Annotated in this window: 15 protein-coding genes and 1 pseudogene; 7 read left to right on the top strand and 9 right to left on the bottom strand. The window is 69.1% G+C overall.

The window, feature by feature from the left end; genetic code table 11:
* The first annotated feature begins 73 nt into the window (after positions 1–73).
* The gene (locus ACZ6O0_RS28035) at positions 74–445 is read left to right on the top strand and encodes a YciI family protein (RefSeq protein ID WP_465767969.1); all 372 of its coding nucleotides are present in this window, start codon (positions 74–76) and stop codon (positions 443–445) included.
* Positions 446–519: 74 nt separating this feature from the next.
* On the top strand, positions 520–1,764 hold the full coding sequence (locus ACZ6O0_RS28030) for an RNA polymerase sigma factor (RefSeq protein WP_465767968.1): 1,245 nt from the start codon (positions 520–522) through the stop codon (positions 1,762–1,764).
* On the opposite strand, the gene ACZ6O0_RS28025 is transcribed toward ACZ6O0_RS28030, so the two are convergent.
* Entirely contained in the window at positions 1,761–2,189 is a 429-nt protein-coding gene (locus ACZ6O0_RS28025; protein WP_465767967.1) for a MerR family transcriptional regulator, read from the bottom strand. The two genes, ACZ6O0_RS28030 and ACZ6O0_RS28025, sit on opposite strands and share 4 nt — an antisense overlap.
* Before the next feature lie 24 nt (positions 2,190–2,213).
* Here ACZ6O0_RS28025 and ACZ6O0_RS28020 point away from each other — a divergent pair, with 24 nt between their 5' ends.
* Positions 2,214–3,674 (top strand): MFS transporter, encoded by a 1,461-nt coding sequence (locus tag ACZ6O0_RS28020; RefSeq protein ID WP_465767966.1) that lies wholly within the window; start codon positions 2,214–2,216, stop codon positions 3,672–3,674.
* Here the strand turns inward: ACZ6O0_RS28020 and ACZ6O0_RS28015 are convergent.
* On the bottom strand, positions 3,646–4,623 hold the full coding sequence (locus tag ACZ6O0_RS28015; protein WP_465767965.1) for a sigma-70 family RNA polymerase sigma factor: 978 nt from the start codon (positions 4,621–4,623) through the stop codon (positions 3,646–3,648). The two genes, ACZ6O0_RS28020 and ACZ6O0_RS28015, sit on opposite strands and share 29 nt — an antisense overlap.
* A 70-nt stretch (positions 4,624–4,693) precedes the next feature.
* Between ACZ6O0_RS28015 and ACZ6O0_RS28010 the strand changes: the two genes are divergently transcribed.
* The gene (locus tag ACZ6O0_RS28010) at positions 4,694–5,092 is read left to right on the top strand and encodes a DUF4870 domain-containing protein (protein WP_465767964.1); all 399 of its coding nucleotides are present in this window, start codon (positions 4,694–4,696) and stop codon (positions 5,090–5,092) included.
* A gap of 10 nt (positions 5,093–5,102) precedes the next feature.
* Entirely contained in the window at positions 5,103–5,918 is an 816-nt protein-coding gene (locus ACZ6O0_RS28005) for a phosphotransferase family protein (RefSeq protein WP_465767963.1), read from the top strand.
* Here the strand turns inward: ACZ6O0_RS28005 and ACZ6O0_RS28000 are convergent.
* The 7 genes and pseudogenes from ACZ6O0_RS28000 to arfA form a co-directional block, all read right to left on the bottom strand.
* Positions 5,908–6,939: an NUDIX hydrolase gene (locus tag ACZ6O0_RS28000; protein ID WP_465767962.1), complete on the bottom strand. Its 1,032-nt coding sequence runs from the start codon at positions 6,937–6,939 to the stop codon at positions 5,908–5,910. The two genes, ACZ6O0_RS28005 and ACZ6O0_RS28000, sit on opposite strands and share 11 nt — an antisense overlap.
* 10 nt (positions 6,940–6,949) lie before the next feature.
* Positions 6,950–9,202, bottom strand: coding sequence for a 1,4-alpha-glucan branching protein GlgB (gene glgB, locus ACZ6O0_RS27995; RefSeq protein WP_465767961.1), 2,253 nt, complete (start codon positions 9,200–9,202; stop codon positions 6,950–6,952).
* A 71-nt stretch (positions 9,203–9,273) separates the two neighbouring features.
* Positions 9,274–9,447 carry a hypothetical protein gene (locus ACZ6O0_RS27990; RefSeq protein ID WP_465767960.1) on the bottom strand — a complete coding sequence of 58 codons (174 nt, stop codon included), beginning with the start codon at positions 9,445–9,447 and terminating at the stop codon, positions 9,274–9,276.
* A 361-nt stretch (positions 9,448–9,808) separates the two neighbouring features.
* The gene (locus ACZ6O0_RS27985) at positions 9,809–11,221 is read right to left on the bottom strand and encodes a maltokinase N-terminal cap-like domain-containing protein (RefSeq protein WP_465767959.1); all 1,413 of its coding nucleotides are present in this window, start codon (positions 11,219–11,221) and stop codon (positions 9,809–9,811) included.
* The gene (treS, locus tag ACZ6O0_RS27980; RefSeq protein ID WP_465767958.1) at positions 11,221–12,942 is read right to left on the bottom strand and encodes a maltose alpha-D-glucosyltransferase; all 1,722 of its coding nucleotides are present in this window, start codon (positions 12,940–12,942) and stop codon (positions 11,221–11,223) included. Before treS ends, ACZ6O0_RS27985 begins: the two co-directional genes overlap by 1 nt.
* Before the next feature lie 226 nt (positions 12,943–13,168).
* A pseudogene (locus ACZ6O0_RS27975) lies at positions 13,169–13,387 on the bottom strand (sunset domain-containing protein); the annotation flags it as partial.
* Between the two features lie 461 nt (positions 13,388–13,848).
* A complete protein-coding gene (gene arfA / locus ACZ6O0_RS27970) occupies positions 13,849–14,943 on the bottom strand; it encodes a channel-forming protein ArfA/OmpATb (protein WP_465767957.1) in 1,095 nt (364 codons plus the stop codon).
* Positions 14,944–15,293: 350 nt separating this feature from the next.
* Between arfA and ACZ6O0_RS27965 the strand changes: the two genes are divergently transcribed.
* A complete protein-coding gene (locus tag ACZ6O0_RS27965; RefSeq protein WP_465767956.1) occupies positions 15,294–15,842 on the top strand; it encodes a winged helix-turn-helix domain-containing protein in 549 nt (182 codons plus the stop codon).
* A 19-nt stretch (positions 15,843–15,861) separates the two neighbouring features.
* A complete protein-coding gene (gene folP / locus ACZ6O0_RS27960) occupies positions 15,862–16,665 on the top strand; it encodes a dihydropteroate synthase (protein ID WP_465767955.1) in 804 nt (267 codons plus the stop codon).

The raw sequence follows: 16,665 nt of genomic DNA, 5'->3' as shown, positions 1-16,665 counted from the left end.
GGCGTTGTCGATTCCGTGCGGCGCCGATCGTCAGCAAGATGTCCAGTAGAAGCCCTAGACAAGGGAGCCGGAGATGGCGCAGTACATGTTCCTGCTGTTCGACAGCGAAGAGTGGTACGACAACCTCACCGCGGAGGAGTGGGGCCAGGCGATGAAGCTGCACGGAGCCTTCTCGGAGGCGGTCGAGAAGGCCGGGGCGCGGATCCTCGGTGGGGAGGCGCTGGAGCGGTCGAGTACGGCGAGCACGGTCAAGCAGCGCGAGGGGGCCGAGCCGCTCGTCACCGACGGGCCGTTCATCGAGACCAAGGAGGCGCTTGGTGGGTTCTACGTGATCGAGGCCCGTGACCTCGACCAGGCGCTCGAGCTCGCCAAGCTCTGTCCGTCCGGGAACATCGAGGTCCGGCCGGTCATGCCGACCTCGGCGGGCTCCGGGCCGACGGTCTGACGATGTCCCGCCGGCCGGGTACGCCGACGGCTCGCCCCGTCGGCGTACCTGCCCGGAGGTGGGGGTGAACGCGGGTGACTGAGGGCGGGATCGCGGTGCCGGCGGTCGAGGTGGCCCGGGTGGTGGACCGGGCGCACAGGGAGAGTTGGTCGACCGTTCTGGCGTCCGTAGTGCGGATGACGCGGGACCTGGATCTGGCCGAGGACTGCACGCAGGATGCGTTCGTCCAAGCGTTGCGGACCTGGCCGGACGGCATCCCGGCGAATCCGGGTGGCTGGCTGACGACGGTAGCGCGGCGCCTCGCGCTCGATCGGCTCCGGCGGGAGACGACGCTGTGGCGGAAGCTGCCGCTCCTGGTCGAGGATCCGGTGGCGCCGGGCGACGTGGAGCAGCCGACGGATCCGTTGCGTCTCGTCTTCACCTGCTGCCACCCGGCGTTGGCGCGGGACTCGCAAGTGGCGTTGACGTTGCGGCTGATCTGCGGACTCACCACCCGGGAGGTGGCGGCCGTTCTCTTGATCAGTGAGTCGACGGCGGCCGCGCGGATCACCCGGGCGAAGAAGAAGATCGCCGCGGCTGGCATCCCGTACCGGATCCCTGCGGATCACGAGTTGCCGGCGCGGCTGGACGTCGTACTGACGGTGGTGCACCTGGTGTACACGGCCGGGCACGTGGCGGCTGGGTCGGAGTTGACGCGGACGGACCTGACCGGGCGGGCGGTGGAGCTCGCGCGGTTGCTGGTGCGGTTGATGCCGGACGAGCCGGAACCGCAGGCGTTGCTCGGGTTGTTGCTGATGACCGAGGCGCGCGGGGATGCACGGGTGAGCGAGGACGGGGAGCTGGTCCTGCTGGCCGATCAGGACCGGTCGCGCTGGGATGCGCGGATGCTGGCGGAGGGGGTGTCGCGGGCGACGGCCGCGTTGGGGCGGGGGCAGGGGCGGTTCGTGTTGCAGGCGGCCGTGGCCGGGCTGCATGTCACCGCGCCGTCGTGGGAGCGGACGAACTGGACCCAGGTGGTCCGGATGTACGACGCGATGATGATCAGCTGGCCGACGCCGATCGTCGCGCTCAACCGGGCCGCCGCGCACAGCCTCGTCCCCGGCGCGGACCTCGAGGCCGTCCTCGCCGAACTGGATGCCCTCGGCAAGGAGCCCGCGCTGGCGGCGTACGCCTATCTGCCCGCGGCCCGGGCCGATGTCCTCGCCCGCCTGGACCGCCCCCAGGAAGCAGCGGCCGCGTACGAAGCCGCCATCGCCCTCACGGCCAACGAAGCCGAACGCCGCTTCCTGACCCTCCGCCTGACCGCCCTGACCACCTAATCGGGAGAGGGTGCCCACAGGCGGTCAGCGTCGCCGGCTTCCAGGCGGCCGCGGTAGACGTCGATCTTGTGGTCGATGAGCTCGAGGTTGTCCTGGAGCTCGGCCAGCTTGGTGAGCACCTCGGACCGGTGGGCCTCGAGGAGAGCCAGCCGCTCCTTCTCGTTGCCGCGGCCGGCGGTGACGAGTTCGGCGTACTGACGGATCGTCCGGATCGGCATGCCCGTGGCCCGCAGACGGGTGCAGACCTTGATCCAGTCCAGGTCGAGCTGGTGGTAGCGGCGGCGGCCGCTCGCGGTCCGGTCGACGGTGGTGACGACCAGGCCGGCGCGCTCGTAGTACCGCAGGGTGTGCACGCTCACCCCGGTCCGCTGCGCGGCCTCGGCGATGGTGATGCCGGTCTCGGGGATCTGTTTGACTTCGAGCACGCTCTAAATTCTAGCGTCGACGATATGAGTGCTCCAGCGGTGCGGCGCAGTGGTCAGGGCGAGCTCAGTCGGCGGCGTCGGCTGGGGGTGCTGGCGATCTGTTGCGCCAGCATCGTCGTCGTGGTGATGGACATCTCCATCGTCACGGTGGCATTGCCGGCGATTCGAGCCGACCTGGAAGCGTCGGTCGCGCAGCTGCAGTGGACCGTCGACGCCTACACCTTGGTGCTGGCGAGCCTGCTGTTGCTGGCCGGGTCCACGGCCGATCGGGTCGGGCGGCGGCGGGTGTTCATGATCGGACTGGCCGCATTCGGACTGGGTTCGTTGTTGTGCAGTCTGGCGCCGACGGCGGGGTGGCTGATCGCGGCGCGGGCCGTGCAGGCAGTCGGCGGCACGATGCTCAACCCGGTGGCGATGGCGATCGTCGCGACCACATTCCCGGACCGGGCCGAGCGGGCGCGGGCCATTGGCGTGTTCGGGTCGATGTCCGGCCTGTCGCTCGCGCTGGGGCCGATCCTCGGTGGCGCGCTGGTCGACGGCATCGGGTGGCGGGCGATCTTCTGGGTCAACGTTCCGGCGGTCGCCATCGCGATCGTCTGTACGGCGCTCTTCGTGCCCGAGTCGCGCGCGCACCGAGCGCGGCGTTTCGACCCGGTCGGTCAGGCTCTCGTGATCTTGATGCTCGGATGCGTCGTGTACGCGATCATCGAGTCGGAGACGCGCGGCTGGACGTCGCCGGTGATCCTTGGGCCGCTCGGAATCGCCGTACTCGCGGCTTTGGCCCTGCTGGCGTACGAGCCCCGCCGTACTGACCCGCTGCTCGAGCTTCGGCTCTTCCGGAGCGTGCCGTTCAGCTCGGCGATCCTGATGGCTCTGTTCGCGCTCTGCGGTTTCGGCGCCTTCTTGTTCGTCACGACGCTGTACCTGCAGAACGTTCGCGGGCTGTCGGCACTCCAGGCCGGCCTGTGTCTGCTCCCGGTCGGCGCGGTGATCACCATCGTGGCGCCGAGGGCAGGACGGATCGTCGGTACGCGCGGTCCCCGGCTTCCGCTCGTGGTGGCCGGCTCAGCGCTCGCGCTCGGCGCGCTCAGCTCGTTGTGGCTCGGGCCGGCGACGCCGCTGCCGGTGGTGCTCGCGATCTACCTGTTCTTCGGGATCTTCCTGGGCGCCGTCAACCCGCCGATCTCCAACACCGCGGTCTCCGGCATGCCGTTGTCCATGGCCGGTCTGGCGGGCTCGGTGGCCTCCGCCGCCCGTCAGACCGGCACCACGATGGGAGTCGCCATCGCCGGCACGATCGTCGGCGCGACCGCGGGCCGCGATCCGCACGCGTTCACCGACGCTGAGCACCTGCTCTGGTGGCCCGTTGCGGGTCTGGGCATCGGCGTCGTAGCGCTGGCGCTGATGAGTACGACGCGCTGGGCGCAGGTGACCGCCCATCGGACCGCCGAACTGTTCAGTTCGCCGGCAGGCCGAAATGGGTGACGAGGCCGGGGATGCTGAACACATGGATGTGGGTCAGGCCGGTAGGAGTCGGCGTGAGTACGGCGACGCCGTACGGCTCGTAGTCCCCGCCCGGGCCGCGGAGGTACGCACCGACCGCGGGCTGTCCGTTGGCGATGATCGGGAGCATCCGCCAATCGCCAGGTGAGCCGACAGCCTCCGCGAGCAGCCGCAGGCACATCACGCGCCCGTCGAACCAGGCGGTGGTGCCTACCATCTCGATCGCCGCGTCCGCGCGCAGCGCACGTTCGAGCGCGGCCGTGTCGGCGTTCTCGAAGCCGGTGATGTACTCGGCCAGCAAGGCCTGCGCAACGGGATCGGTCGGCTCGGAGATCTCACCGAATGAGGTCTCGTCGAGCCGGGCCCGCGCCCGTTGCAGCGTGCTCTTCACCGCCGCGACCGATGTGTCGAGCATCGTCGCCACCTCAGCCGCCGGGAACCCGAGCACCTCACGGAGGATCAGTACGGCGCGCTGCTTGGCCGGAAGGTATTGCAGCGCGGCGATCAGTGCCAGCCGAAGACTCTCCCGTGTGGTCACGATGGTGGCCGGGTCGCTGGACTCCGACAGGACCAGCGAATCCGCGATCGGCTCCACGAACGCCACGCCGGCCGGCACCGACCCCGGAGCAAGGTCGGTGGCCGGTGCCCCGAGCCCTGAGGGGAGCGCCCGCCGCCCACGCTGCTCGAGCGCGGTCAGGCAGGCGTTGGTGGCAATGCGATAGAGCCAGACCCGGATCGACGAGCGGCCCTCGAAGGCCGAGTACGCACGCCATGCCCGCAGATAGGTCTCCTGCACCACGTCCTCGGCCTCGTGCACCGACGCGAGCATCCGATAGCAGTGCGCCAGCAGTTCCTTCCGGAACGGCTCGGTACGGCGGGCAAACTCGGCCTCGCCGGTCATCGCGGCTCCTTCGGTCTCGACGGCGTACATCACTTCACCCGGCCCTTCTCGATGAGGTTCTCATCGGTACAGACCGACCACCCCACGAAAAGGAATCGGTGTGCTTCACTGGATTATGAGTACGCCGAACGCCGGGCCACCGCTGTCGGCCTCGGATGAACGGACGTGGGGGATGATCGCCCACATCGGGGTGCTGGTCGCGGCCTGGTTCGCGATGGGGTTCCTGTGCCCACTGGTCATCTGGCTGGTCTACCGGAACCGGTCCGACTTCATCCGCCGGCACGCGCTGGAGTCGCTGAACTTCCAGCTGTCGCTGCTGATCTACACCGCGCTCGCGGTGATCCTGATCCTGGTCACCTTCGGCCTCGGCATCCTGATCATCGTCCCGCTCGTCATCATCGGCGCGGTCGCGGCGCTGGTCGTGATCATCCTCGCCACGATGGCCGCCTCCAGTGGCCACGACTACCGCTACCCGTTGACGATCCGCCTGGTCCGCTAACGTTCGGCCGGTGGAGCTCATCGGCCAAGGCATGGAAGGCGCGGTCTACGACCTGGGGGACGGGACGGTCCGCAAGATCTGGTTCGACCGGCGGCCGGACGACGTACGGCCGCTGCAGGCGTTCCTCGACGAGCTGCCACCGCTTCCGTTCCGTACGCCGCGCATCCGTGAGATCACCGCGGACGGCGACGGCCGGGCGACCAGCGTCGAGGACAAGCTCACCGGCACCCCGCTGAGCGAAGCCGATCTCCCGGAGGACCAGGCGCTCGACGCCTTCGTCGCGATCGTCGAGGCGCTCGGCCGGACCGTCGCCGGTCCCGCGAGCAAGGCGCTCCCGGTCCTCAACCAGCCCTTCTGGCAAGCGTCCTGGGGTGAGTCGCTGGCAGCCCTGGTACTCCGCCGTGCCGCAGCCTCACGCCCGCACCTGGAGCGCGACGTCTCCGGCTTCGCCGAGCTACTGGACCACCTCACCGACGAGCTCGCGAAGATCCACCCCGACCACCTCAGCGTGATCCACGGCGACATCTGCCCGGCCAACCTACTCATGGACGGCGCACGTATCGCGGCCGTGCTCGACTGGGGCTTCCTCTCGACCGCGGGCGACAACACGTTCGACGCGTCGCTCGCGGCCGGCTTCTTCGACATGTACGGCCCGGACGCGCGGCGCCTCGACGACCTGCTCCTCGACCGCTTCGAGCAGTTGGGCCACGACCGCGAGCGCATGGGCCTGTACCGCAAGGCGTACGCCATCACCACCGCGACCATCTACGACGCCGACGCCCGGGACGGTCACTACTCCTGGTGCGTCGCCCAGCTCACGAGGTGATCGGCGAACCGTTGCTCAGGTTGTGCAGCGACGACGGGTCGCGAAGGATCAGCGGCAGTCGGCGCGCGTTCAACGGCGACACCAACCCCTCCAGCGCATCCGGCGCGTGCCAGGAGATCCCGCGGATCTCGAAGCCGTCCGGCTGCAGTGTGTCCAGCAACGACGGGTCGTGGACGCCGCCGTCGTACAGGATCTCGACCGCGTCGCCCCAGCCCTCCCAGCGCGGGAGCCAGTCGATCGCGAGGACGCCGAGCAGCGGCAGTGCGACGCCGAGCTCCTCACGCATCTCACGAGACGCGCCCGTGGCCGGATCCTCATCCGGCTCGACCACGCCGCCCGGCAGCTCCAGATCGTTCTTGTAGCTGACCTGGCACAGCAGCACCCGCCCGGCCGTGTCGCGCACGATCACATGCGCGATCACGCGCTTCTTCGGCAGCACCGAGTCCATCAGCGAGGTCCAGCCGAACAGGGTGTCCGGCAGCGGATCGTCCCGCCGCAGGCCGTACACCGCCATGTCACGACGCTCACCCTGCATCGTGCCGGCGCCCCGCAGCAGTCCCTCGCGCCGGAACCCGGACCGGATCGCCACCCGAGCGGATGCCCGGTTCTCCGGATCCACCCGCGCCTCGAGCCGCTCCAGCCCCAGCTCACCGAAGGCGTACACGGCCAGCAGCCGCACGGCGCGCCGCGCGACCCGGCGCCCGCGGTACGGCTTGTACGTCGTCCAGGACACGTTGGCCACGCCCGGGGAGAGCCGCCGGAGCTCGACCGAACCGACCGGACCGGACTCGCCGGCCAGCTCGATGACGAAGTTGACCACCCGGCGGTCGTCGGCGTACTGCCGGTGCCACTCCTCGACCGCCGAGGCCAGGTTGGACCGCGCCGGGAGGCCCGGGAAGTCGAACCACCGGACCATCTCGTCGTCGTGCAGGCCCACGGCGGCGTCGATGTCCTCCTCACGCCACGGTCTGAGCATCAGCTCGCCATCGGTCAACGTCGGCTGCGGCGGTACGGCGGTCACCTCGTGAACGCTACCCCGTGTAGCGCAGGTACACCGTCGCCAGGGGTGGCACGGACAGCTCGGTGCTCGTCGTCATGCCGTGCCACTCCGGCCCGTCCGCCTCGACGGCACCGTAGTTGCCGACCCCGGATCCGCCGTACACGTCGGCGTCGGTGTTGACGGCCTCTTCCCAGCGGCCTGCGTACGGGAGGCCGAGGCGGTAGCCGTGGTGCGGGATCGCGGAGAAGTTCGCCACGCAGGCGACCGTCGGCTCACCGTCGTCGCCGTACCGGAGGAAGGAGAAGATGTTGTTGCTGGCGTCGTTGGCGTCGATCCAGCTGAACTTCTCCGCCGAGTGGTCGGTCCGCCAGAGCGCCGGGTTGTCCTTGTAGATGCCGTTCAGGTCGCGGACCAGCTGCTGCAGGCCGCGGTGATCGGTGTGGTCCAGCAGCCACCAGTCGAGCTCGCCCTTCTCGGACCACTCCGACTCCTGGCCGAACTCACAGCCCATGAACAGCAGCTGCTTGCCCGGGTGGGCCCACATCATCGCCAGGTACGCGCGCAGGTTCGCCAGCTGCTGCCAGCGGTCGCCGGGCATCTTGCGCAGCAGCGAACCCTTGCCGTGCACGACCTCGTCGTGGGACAGCGGGAGGACGAAGTTCTCCGAGTAGGCGTACATCATCGAGAACGTCAGCTCGTGGTGGTGGTACTGCCGGTGGATCGGCTCGTGCTCCAGGTAGCGGAGCGAGTCGTTCATCCAGCCCATGTTCCACTTGAAGCCGAACCCGAGACCGCCCAGGTGCGTGTCCCGGGTGACGCCCGGCCACGAGGTCGACTCCTCGGCCACCGTGATGACGCCGGGGACGCGCTTGTAGAGGGTCGCGTTCATCTCCTGCAGGAACGACACGGCCTCCAGGTTCTCGCGGCCGCCGTACTGGTTCGGGACCCACTCGCCGTCCTGGCGGGAGTAGTCCAGGTAGAGCATCGAGGCGACCGCGTCCACCCGGAGGCCGTCGATGTGGTACTCCTCGGCCCAGTAGATCGCGTTCGCGACCAGGAAGTTCCGCACCTGCGGACGGCCGAAGTCGAACACCAGCGTGCCCCAGTCCGGCTGCTCGCCGCGGCGCGGATCCGGGTGTTCGTAGAGCGGGGTCCCGTCGAAGCGGGCCAGCGCCCAGGCGTCCTTCGGGAAGTGTGCCGGCACCCAGTCGACGATCACGCCGATCCCGGCCTGGTGCAGCCGGTCGACCAGCAGCCGGAAGTCGTCCGGGTCGCCGAACCGCGACGTCGGCGCGAAGTACGACGTCACCTGGTAGCCCCACGAGCCGCCGAACGGATGCTCCATCACCGGCATCAGCTCGACGTGGGTGAAGCCCATGTCGTTGACATAGGCAACGAGCTCGTCGGCCAGCTCGCGGTACGACCTGCCCTTGCGCCACGACCCGAGGTGCACCTCGTAGACACTCATCGGCTCGGCGTGGGCCTGTGAGGCGGCCCGCCGCTCCAGCCAGGCCGCGTCGCTCCACTCGTACGACGACTCGTGCACGACGGACGCGTTCGCCGGGGGAGTCTCGGCCAGGTTGGCCATCGGGTCGGCCTTCTGCCGCCAGACCCCGTCCCGGCCGCAGATGTCGAACTTGTACCGCGTCCCCGGGCCGACGCCGGGCACGAACAGCTCCCACACGCCGGACGAGCCGAGCGAACGCAACGGGTGCGCGCGACCGTCCCAGAAGTTGAAGTCCGCGGTCAGCCGGATCCCTTGCGCGTTCGGCGCCCAGACGGCGAACGACGTCCCGGTGACGGTGCCGGTCGGGCCGTCGTACCGGCGGACGTGGGCACCCAGGACGGTCCACAGCTGCTCGTGCCGGCCCTCGCCGATCAGGTGCAGGTCGACCTCACCGAGCGACGGGAGGTAGCGGTACGGGTCGTCGAGCTCGACCGCGGGGCCGTCGGTGTAGCTGACCTCGAGGCGGTAGTCGGGCACCTTGTCGATGTCGAGCACGCCGACCCAGACACCCTCGAACTCGTGCCGGAGCTCCAGCCGCTTGCCGTCGTACAGCACCGTGACGGACTGGGCGAACGGGCGCAGTGCCCGGACGGTGACACCGTGCTCACCGAGGTGCGGACCGAGCACCTGATGGGGATCGTGGAACGTCCCGCCGACCAGCCGCTCCAGCACGGTCCGGTCCACCGGAACCGCTGTCACCACAGGCTTGTCAGCCGGCACCACCGGCGCCACGAAAGCTTCAGTCGCCGGTCCGGCGTTCTGCTCGCTCGATCCCATGAACCCCATCCTGCCCGATCGACACTCCATTCACCGCACCCCGTACCCGTCGAGTTCCGACGTACACAACTTCAGGCGCTCAGAGCGTCCCGCACGGCGGTCAGCCGGGCGGCGCAGCGGGGCCACGCGAAGCCGGTGACGGTGTAGGCGATGGAGGTCTCGGCGACCAGGGCGCTGGGGCGGGCGGCGAGCCAGGAGGTGCTGTGGTCGGCGAGCTCGACCAGCCGTATGACGCGATCCGACAACGCCCTCGCGGCCTCGAAGGAGAGAAGGCACTTGCCGCTGCCCGGACCACCGTCAGTGTGATCAGGCCGAGTTCACCGAGCCGCTTCACCAGCGCGGACAGCTCGTTCTCCCGGCTGACGAAGCTGGTCAACGGAGAGGGCAGCTCCGCCACGACGCCGGCCGCGGGAGGTGCCGGCTCGGTTGCCTGCAGCAACAAGGTCGGTCCTGCCGGAGCAGCCGCAGCTCCATCGCCGCGGTGTCCGGCGCTGGGTCGACCCCGAGCTCGTAGGACCTCCAGCTGTGGCTCGGGTGGCATGCCCGGACGTATTACAGTGTTCGCTCGCCCACGCTCTGTAATTCTCGGGCGGATTTTGGGTACAACTACTGCTCGGCCAATTGTGCTGCGGCCGCCAGCGGGATCGGCAGCCAGCTCGGGCGGTTGCGGGCCTCGTAGAGCGTTTCGTAGATGACCTTGTCGGCCAGGAACGCGCTCAGCAGGACGCCCTGCTCCCGCGGGTCCGTGCCGGCGACCTCGGCGTACCCGTCGCAGAAGGCCTGCTGGTTCCGGGTCGCCCACTCGGCCGCGCGGTAGGCGATCTGCTGGTCGCCCTGGTGGTCGGCGAGCAACGAACGGGCCGCGTAGTCGAACGACCGCAGCATCCCGGCGATGTCCTTGACCGCGGTGTCCAGCGCCCGCCGCTCGATCAGCGACTTGGCCGGCTCACCCTCGAAGTCGATCAGCTTCCAGCCCTCGATCGTCCGCAGCACCTGACCCAGGTGGAAGTCGCCGTGGATCCGCTGCACCGTCACCGGCTGGTCGTACGCCGCCAGCGCCTCGAACCACCGGCCCAGACCGGCCTTGTACGGCGCGAGCTCGGGGATCGCCGCGGCTGCCTGATCGAGCCGGCGCTGCATCGCCGCGGCGTGCTCGACCAGCTTGGCCGGCTCCCAGATGTCCGTGCCGAGTGCCTTCGCCAGCTCCGAGTGGACCTGCGCCGTGCTCGCGCCGAGCCGGTGCGACTCGGCCGCGAAGTCACCGCCGACCTCCTCGGCGTGCAGGTCGCCCTCGGCGTACAGGTCCCGCACCGACGAGCAGGCGAACGACCAGCCGTCGGTGGCGTTCTTCTGGAACGCCGTCATCATCGCCAGCTCACCGGAATCCGTGCCGCCGCCCGCCCGCGGCCAGGTGCCGCGCGCGGACCCGAGCACCTCGGGAACCAGCTCGGAGCCCGCCTCGGTGAGCGCCGACTCGATCTCGACCCCGGGGTTGCTCCCGGGCTCGAGCCGGCGGAACACCTTCAGCAAGGCCACGTCGCCGAACACCAGCGAGGTGTTGCTCTGCTCCACGGTGAGGACGAGCGACTGCGAGTCCTCGGGTACGACGATGGTCCGCTCCGGACTGTGGACCGGGTGGAACTCCAGCCCGTCCAGCCGCCGGCCGTGCGTGAGCCCGTCCAGCCAGTACGGAGTCGCCTCCTTGTCGTGCAGAGCGTCGTACACCCAGACCTCGGTGTCGTCGAGGTCCTGCTCGACCCACTCGCCGATCAGCGCGTGGCCGAGGTTCTCGACCGGGTGGCGGTGGTAGCTGAGCGGCAGCTGGTACACCCGGATCGGGAACTCCGACCCGGGCGGACCGGAACAGTAGACGAACCCGATCCGGACCGCGGGCCAGGCATCCTCGCCCGACAGCCACACCGAGGTGGCCATCGCGTCGACGTGGACGTCGTGTCCCTTCTCCCCGAACCACCTCTGGCTCGCGCAGAAGGACTGGACCTGGTCCAGATGGGAACTCACTACATGCTCTCCTCGTGGTCAGCCGGCTTGGTCACCGGCAGCCGGAACCAGTAGAAACCGTGGGCTCCGAGCGTCAAAAGGTAGGGCAACTCCCCGATCGTGGGGAAGTGCACACCACCCAGCAGTTCGACGGGTTCCACGCCCTGCCACTGCCGTAGGTCCAGCTCGATCGGCTGCGGGAAGCGTGACAGGTTGTTCACGCACAGCACCACGTCGTCACCGAACTCGCGCACGTACGACAGCACGCTGGGGTTGGAACCCCCCAGGTCTGTGAAAGTACCCATGCCGAAACACGGGTGCTGCTTGCGGGTCTGGATCATCCGCCGGGTCCAGTGCAGCAGCGAGGACGCGTTCTCCATCTCGGCCTCGACGTTCACCGCCTGGTAGCCGTAGACCGGGTCCATGATCACCGGCAGGCTGAGCTTGCCGGGGGTCGCGGTGGAGAACGACGCGTTGCGGTCCGGGGACCACTGCATCGGGGTCCGGACGCCGTCGCGGTCGCCCAGCCAGATGTTGTCGCCCATGCCGATCTCGTCGCCGTAGTACAGGATCGGCGAGCCGGGCAGGCTGAGCAGCAGCGCGGTGAACAGCTCCATCTTGTTGACGTCGTTGTCCAGCAGCGGCGCCAGCCGGCGGCGGATGCCGATGTTCGCCTTCATCCGCGGGTCCTGGGCGTACTCGCCCCACATGTAGTCGCGGTCCTCGTCGCTGACCATCTCGAGGGTGAGCTCGTCGTGGTTGCGCAGGAAGATCCCCCACTGGCAGGTGTCCGGGATCTCCGGGGTCTGCGCCAGGATCTCCGAGATCGGGAACCGGGACTCGCGGCGGACGCCCATGAAGATGCGCGGCATGACCGGGAAGTGGAAGGCCATCTGGCACTCGTCACCCCCGGAGGCGCGGTCGCCGAAGTACTCGACCACGTCGGCCGGCCACTGGTTCGCCTCGCAGAGCAGGACGCGGTCGCTGTAGTTCGCGTCCACCTCCTTGCGGACCCGCTTGAGGAACTCGTGGGTGCGCGGGAGGTTCTCGCAGTTGGTGCCCTCGGTCTCGAACAGGTAGGGCACCGCGTCCAGCCGGAAGCCGTCCACACCGAGGTCGAGCCAGAACTTCAGCGCCTCGATCATCGCGTCGCCGACGGCCGGGTTCTCGAAGTTCAGGTCCGGCTGGTTGGAGTAGAACCGGTGCCAGAAGTACTGGCCGCGGACCGGGTCCCAGGTCCAGTTCGAGGTCTCGGTGTCGACGAAGATGATCCGGGCGTCGGAGTACTTGTCGTCGGTGTCGGACCACACGTAGAAGTCGCCGTACGGGCCGTCCGGGTCCTCGCGCGATGCCTGGAACCAGGGGTGCTGGTCGGAGGTGTGGTTCATCACGAAGTCGACGATGATCCGGATCCCGCGCGCGTGCGCGGCCTCCATGAACGCCGCGAAGTCCGCGATCGTGCCGACCTCGGGCATCACTCCGGTGTAGTCGGAGATGTCATAACCGCCGTCGCGCAACGGCGACGGGTAGAACGGGGGTAACCAGAGGCAATCGACACCGAGCCACTCGAGGTAGTCGAGTTTCTCGGTGAGGCCTTGCAGATCGCCGATGCCGTCGGCGTTCGAGTCCTTGAAGGACCGCACGAGGACCTCGTAGAAGACGGCCCGCTTGAACCACAGCGGGTCACTCTTCGTCAGTCCGTGGTGCTGCTCCGGCAGCATGTCGGTCACGCTCACCTCCATCGGGTGTCTCCAAACCTAGCGGTACTGCGGTGTGCCGCACTGCATCCCGTACCCCTTTGGGGCGTTCGTGAAAAGGGGACAGTGCGCTGTGTCCGGCAGAGCCGGTGATGTGGTGGACGCCCCGGGACGGACGGTTCCGGCAAGGCGTTCCGCTCAGTGTGACGGCCCTCCGCCAGTACAAGCAAATAGGGGCCCGATCCCCCTATCCGGCAGGCCTTCCCGCGGCTCAGTCGCGGGGGTTGGCGGACTTGCGGGGGCGGCGGGTGTACTTGGTGAAACCGGCGCGTTCGGCGTCGGACTCACTGCGGAACCAGACCTCGGGTTTGGTCCGGCCGTAGTACGGCGAGTCGGGGGTGTGGAACAGCATCGACTGGGCGTTGCCCTTGATGGTGAACCCGTCCGGCGGAGCCTGATGAGGGACCGCTTCGGCCGAGCCCTCACCGTAGCGCCCGGGCGGCACCGCGGCCCGCATCTGCGGCACGGTCGCGTTGGTGTCGCCGTTCATCGCGGCCGGTTCGAGGTGGTCGAACAGCGTCGGCTCCGCCTCCATCAACTGCGAGAACGCCGGCTTCAGCTCCTCCCGCACGACGGGCTCGGGTCTGGTGGCGGGCTCCGCCTCCGCAACTCCGGCTCCGACCAGAACCTCTGCCTTCTCGGCCACTGGCTCCTCGGCCTCAGGTTCCGGGGGAGCGGCCGGGGTGCGGCGTTCGAGGAGGAGCCAGGTGATGAGGGCGCCGATGAAGAAGGCGAGGAGCGACCAGAGCCAGTTGTGTCGCAGCAGCCAGCTCATCAGCGGGTTCCTCTCGCGGGGTTGCGGACGAGCCGGTGCAGCAGCCAGGCGGCCGCGCTGCCGAGGACGAACGCGACCAGTAGCAGGATCCACATCTGTGCGATCAGCCAGCTCATTCAGTTCCCCTGCAGGACTCGGATCTCGGCCCGGCGGTTGGCGATCCGGCCGGCGGCGGTGGTGTTGGGGGCGATCGGGAAAGCTTCGCCGTACCCGTTCGCGTGGATGTGGTTGGCGGCCACGCCGAGCCGGACCAGCTCGGCCTTGACCGCGGCGGCCCGGCGCTCGGACAGCGGCAGGCTGCTCGCGGCCGAGCCGAGGTTGTCGGTGTGACCCGCCACCTCGAAGAACGCCGTCGGGCACGACCTCAGCAGCGCGGCGGCCCGGACCACCGTCGGCTTCGACGCGTTGTTCACGATCGACGTACCGGACAGGAAGATGATCTTGTGCTGCCGGGTGAACTCCGACACCCGGGCCGGGAGTGTCCGGCACGGCTCGCTGACCTGGGTCGTCGGCGGCGCCGGGATCTCCAGCTGGTTCGCGATGACCGCGCCGGGGACCGCCTTGGCCGCCACCCGGGCGACCGTCGCCTTGGTCGCCTGGTCCGGCACCTCACCCGACAGCGTCACCGTGCTGCCGTCGTACCGGACCGAGGCGTCACCGGTCCCGATCGCGAGGGCCTGCAGCAGCGCGGACACCGCGGTGGCGTCGGCCAGTCCGTTCGCGGCGTCGAGCGTCGTGCGGTCGTCGTACTCACGGTCTTCGCCGAGCACCTTGCCGACCTCGGCGGCGATCGCGTCCTTGACGGCCTGGTCCTTGACCGCCGCCTGCACCCGGATCGACCGGTCCGTCCGGCCCACCTCGAACGGCGCGACGGCGGACTCGGCGGGCGCGGTCGTCGTCGAAGGAGTGGGTGTAGCGGTCGTCGCACCACCCTCGATGCGGACCGAGCGAACGCCGTCCACGGTCACGACGACCTCGCGGACGAGCTCGGCGTCGACTCCGGCCGGTACGGCGATCGTCGCGTCGCGGCCGTCGAAGTCGATGGAGCCGGCTTCGATGCCACGGGCCTGGAGCGCTGCCAGTGTCCGGTCGCGCAGTTCGTCCTCGGTGGTGCCCGCTTTGGCCGGAACCAGCACAGCGGTGAGCAGCACCGGGACCGCGAGGGCCGCGAGCAGCCAGACGACGATCGGCCGCCGAACGAGACCGGGCACTGTTCCTCCGTCGGGTGCGGTCAAGAGACCGTGCGCGAGGAGATTACTCCGCTGTGCGCTCCCTCCGCACACTCGTCGCGGGTGCGTCGGCATGATCACGAGATCATCTTTATTTGGATGAGTTCTTTTCTTAACCGGATGTGGTCAGCAAGGTGCGGATCCCCGCCGGACCGCCGGCCGTGCCGGCAGCCCCGGTCCGGCCCGCCTTTTCCCTGTCCTGCTTGGATTTCTGTCCTGTCTCGGACAGGTCGCATTTGTGCCAGCCCGGGGTGCGGGGAATCCCTTGACTTAGTTCGCGTCGTAAACCGTACTTGTGGCTGGCCGGCGTTGGATTGTGGGAGGGGCTCGCCATGGAGAGGCCTGCGGATTCGTCGTTGATCATCGGTGTGGCCACGTCCACGTCCGAACGGGTGCAGCTCGCGCGGATGCTCGGTGAGGCCGACGCGCTGCTGCTGGTGTCGAGCGCGGACCAGGCCCGCGCGTTCCTCGAGCTCACCGCGGGCGCAGAGCCCACCGTCCTCACACGGACGGTCCTGCCGGCCGCCGTTGCCCGGATCGAGGCAGTGCCGCCCGCGGTGGCCGCTGTACCCACCGCGGTCGCGGTGTCCGAGCCCGAGCTCTACCTGGACGTCGATCGACGCGTCGTCCGGTGGAAGGACCGCGAGGTCTCACTCACCCGGCTCGAGCACGACTTCCTGCACTGCCTGGTCGAGGAGCCCGGCCGGGTGTGGACCTACCAGCGCCTCCACCACGCCGTCTGGGGCAACGAACACCTCGGCCACGGCTCCCACATCCACTCCGTCGTCAAGCGCCTCCGCCAGAAACTCTCCAACCTGGGCGCGACCGTCACCATCCACGCCGTCCGGGGCGTCGGATTTCACCTGCTCCCCACCGTCTAGCTGAGGTACCGTTCCGGCGGTGCGACCGCGCTTGGTGGGGATCCTCAACATCACGAAAGACTCGTTCTCCGACGGCGGCCGCTATCTGTCGCCCGGAGATGCGATCACCCACGCCCACGAACTGTCCGAGGCCGGCGCCGACCTGGTCGAGCTCGGTCCGTCATCCAGTCACCCGGACGCGGAGAAGGTCTCGCCGGGGGAGGAGATCGAGCGTCTGGCCTGCGTGATCGACGGGCTCGACGGGATCTCGTGGGGTGTGGACTCCTACCACCCGCAGACCCACCGCTACGCGGCCGCCCGCGGAGCGGCGTACCTGAACGACATCCAGGGCTTCCCGGACCCCCGCGAGTACGACGAGTTGGTCGGCCTCAAGTGTCAGCTGGTGGTCATGCACTCGGTGCAGCGCCTCGGACCGGCAACCCGGGTCCGGACCGACCCACAGTCGATCTGGACGTGCATCGAGGACTTCTTCGACCAACGGATCGCCGCCCTCGAGTCCGCGGGCATCACCCGCGACCGACTGATCCTCGATCCAGGACTCGGCTACTTCCTGGGCAGCACCCCAGAGCCGTCGCTGGCGGTCCTTGCGAATCTCGGACGGCTGAAGGCCCGCTACGGGTTACCAGTCCTCGTCTCGCCCTCCAGAAAGTCGTTCCTGCGCGCGCTGACCGGCACCGACCTCAGTGCCATCGCACCGGCGACTCTGGCCGCGGAACTGCACGCGGCGGGCCAGGGCGCTGATTTCGTGCGCACCCATGACCCCGCCGCACTGGCAGACGCGTTGCTGGTTTCGGCGGCCCTGAGGCGTCGGTCGACGCACTGA

This window comes from Kribbella sp. NPDC048837, from assembly GCF_055586945.1.
Note: the sequence above shows the minus strand (reverse complement) of the source record. Positions and strands in the feature narration are given on the sequence as shown.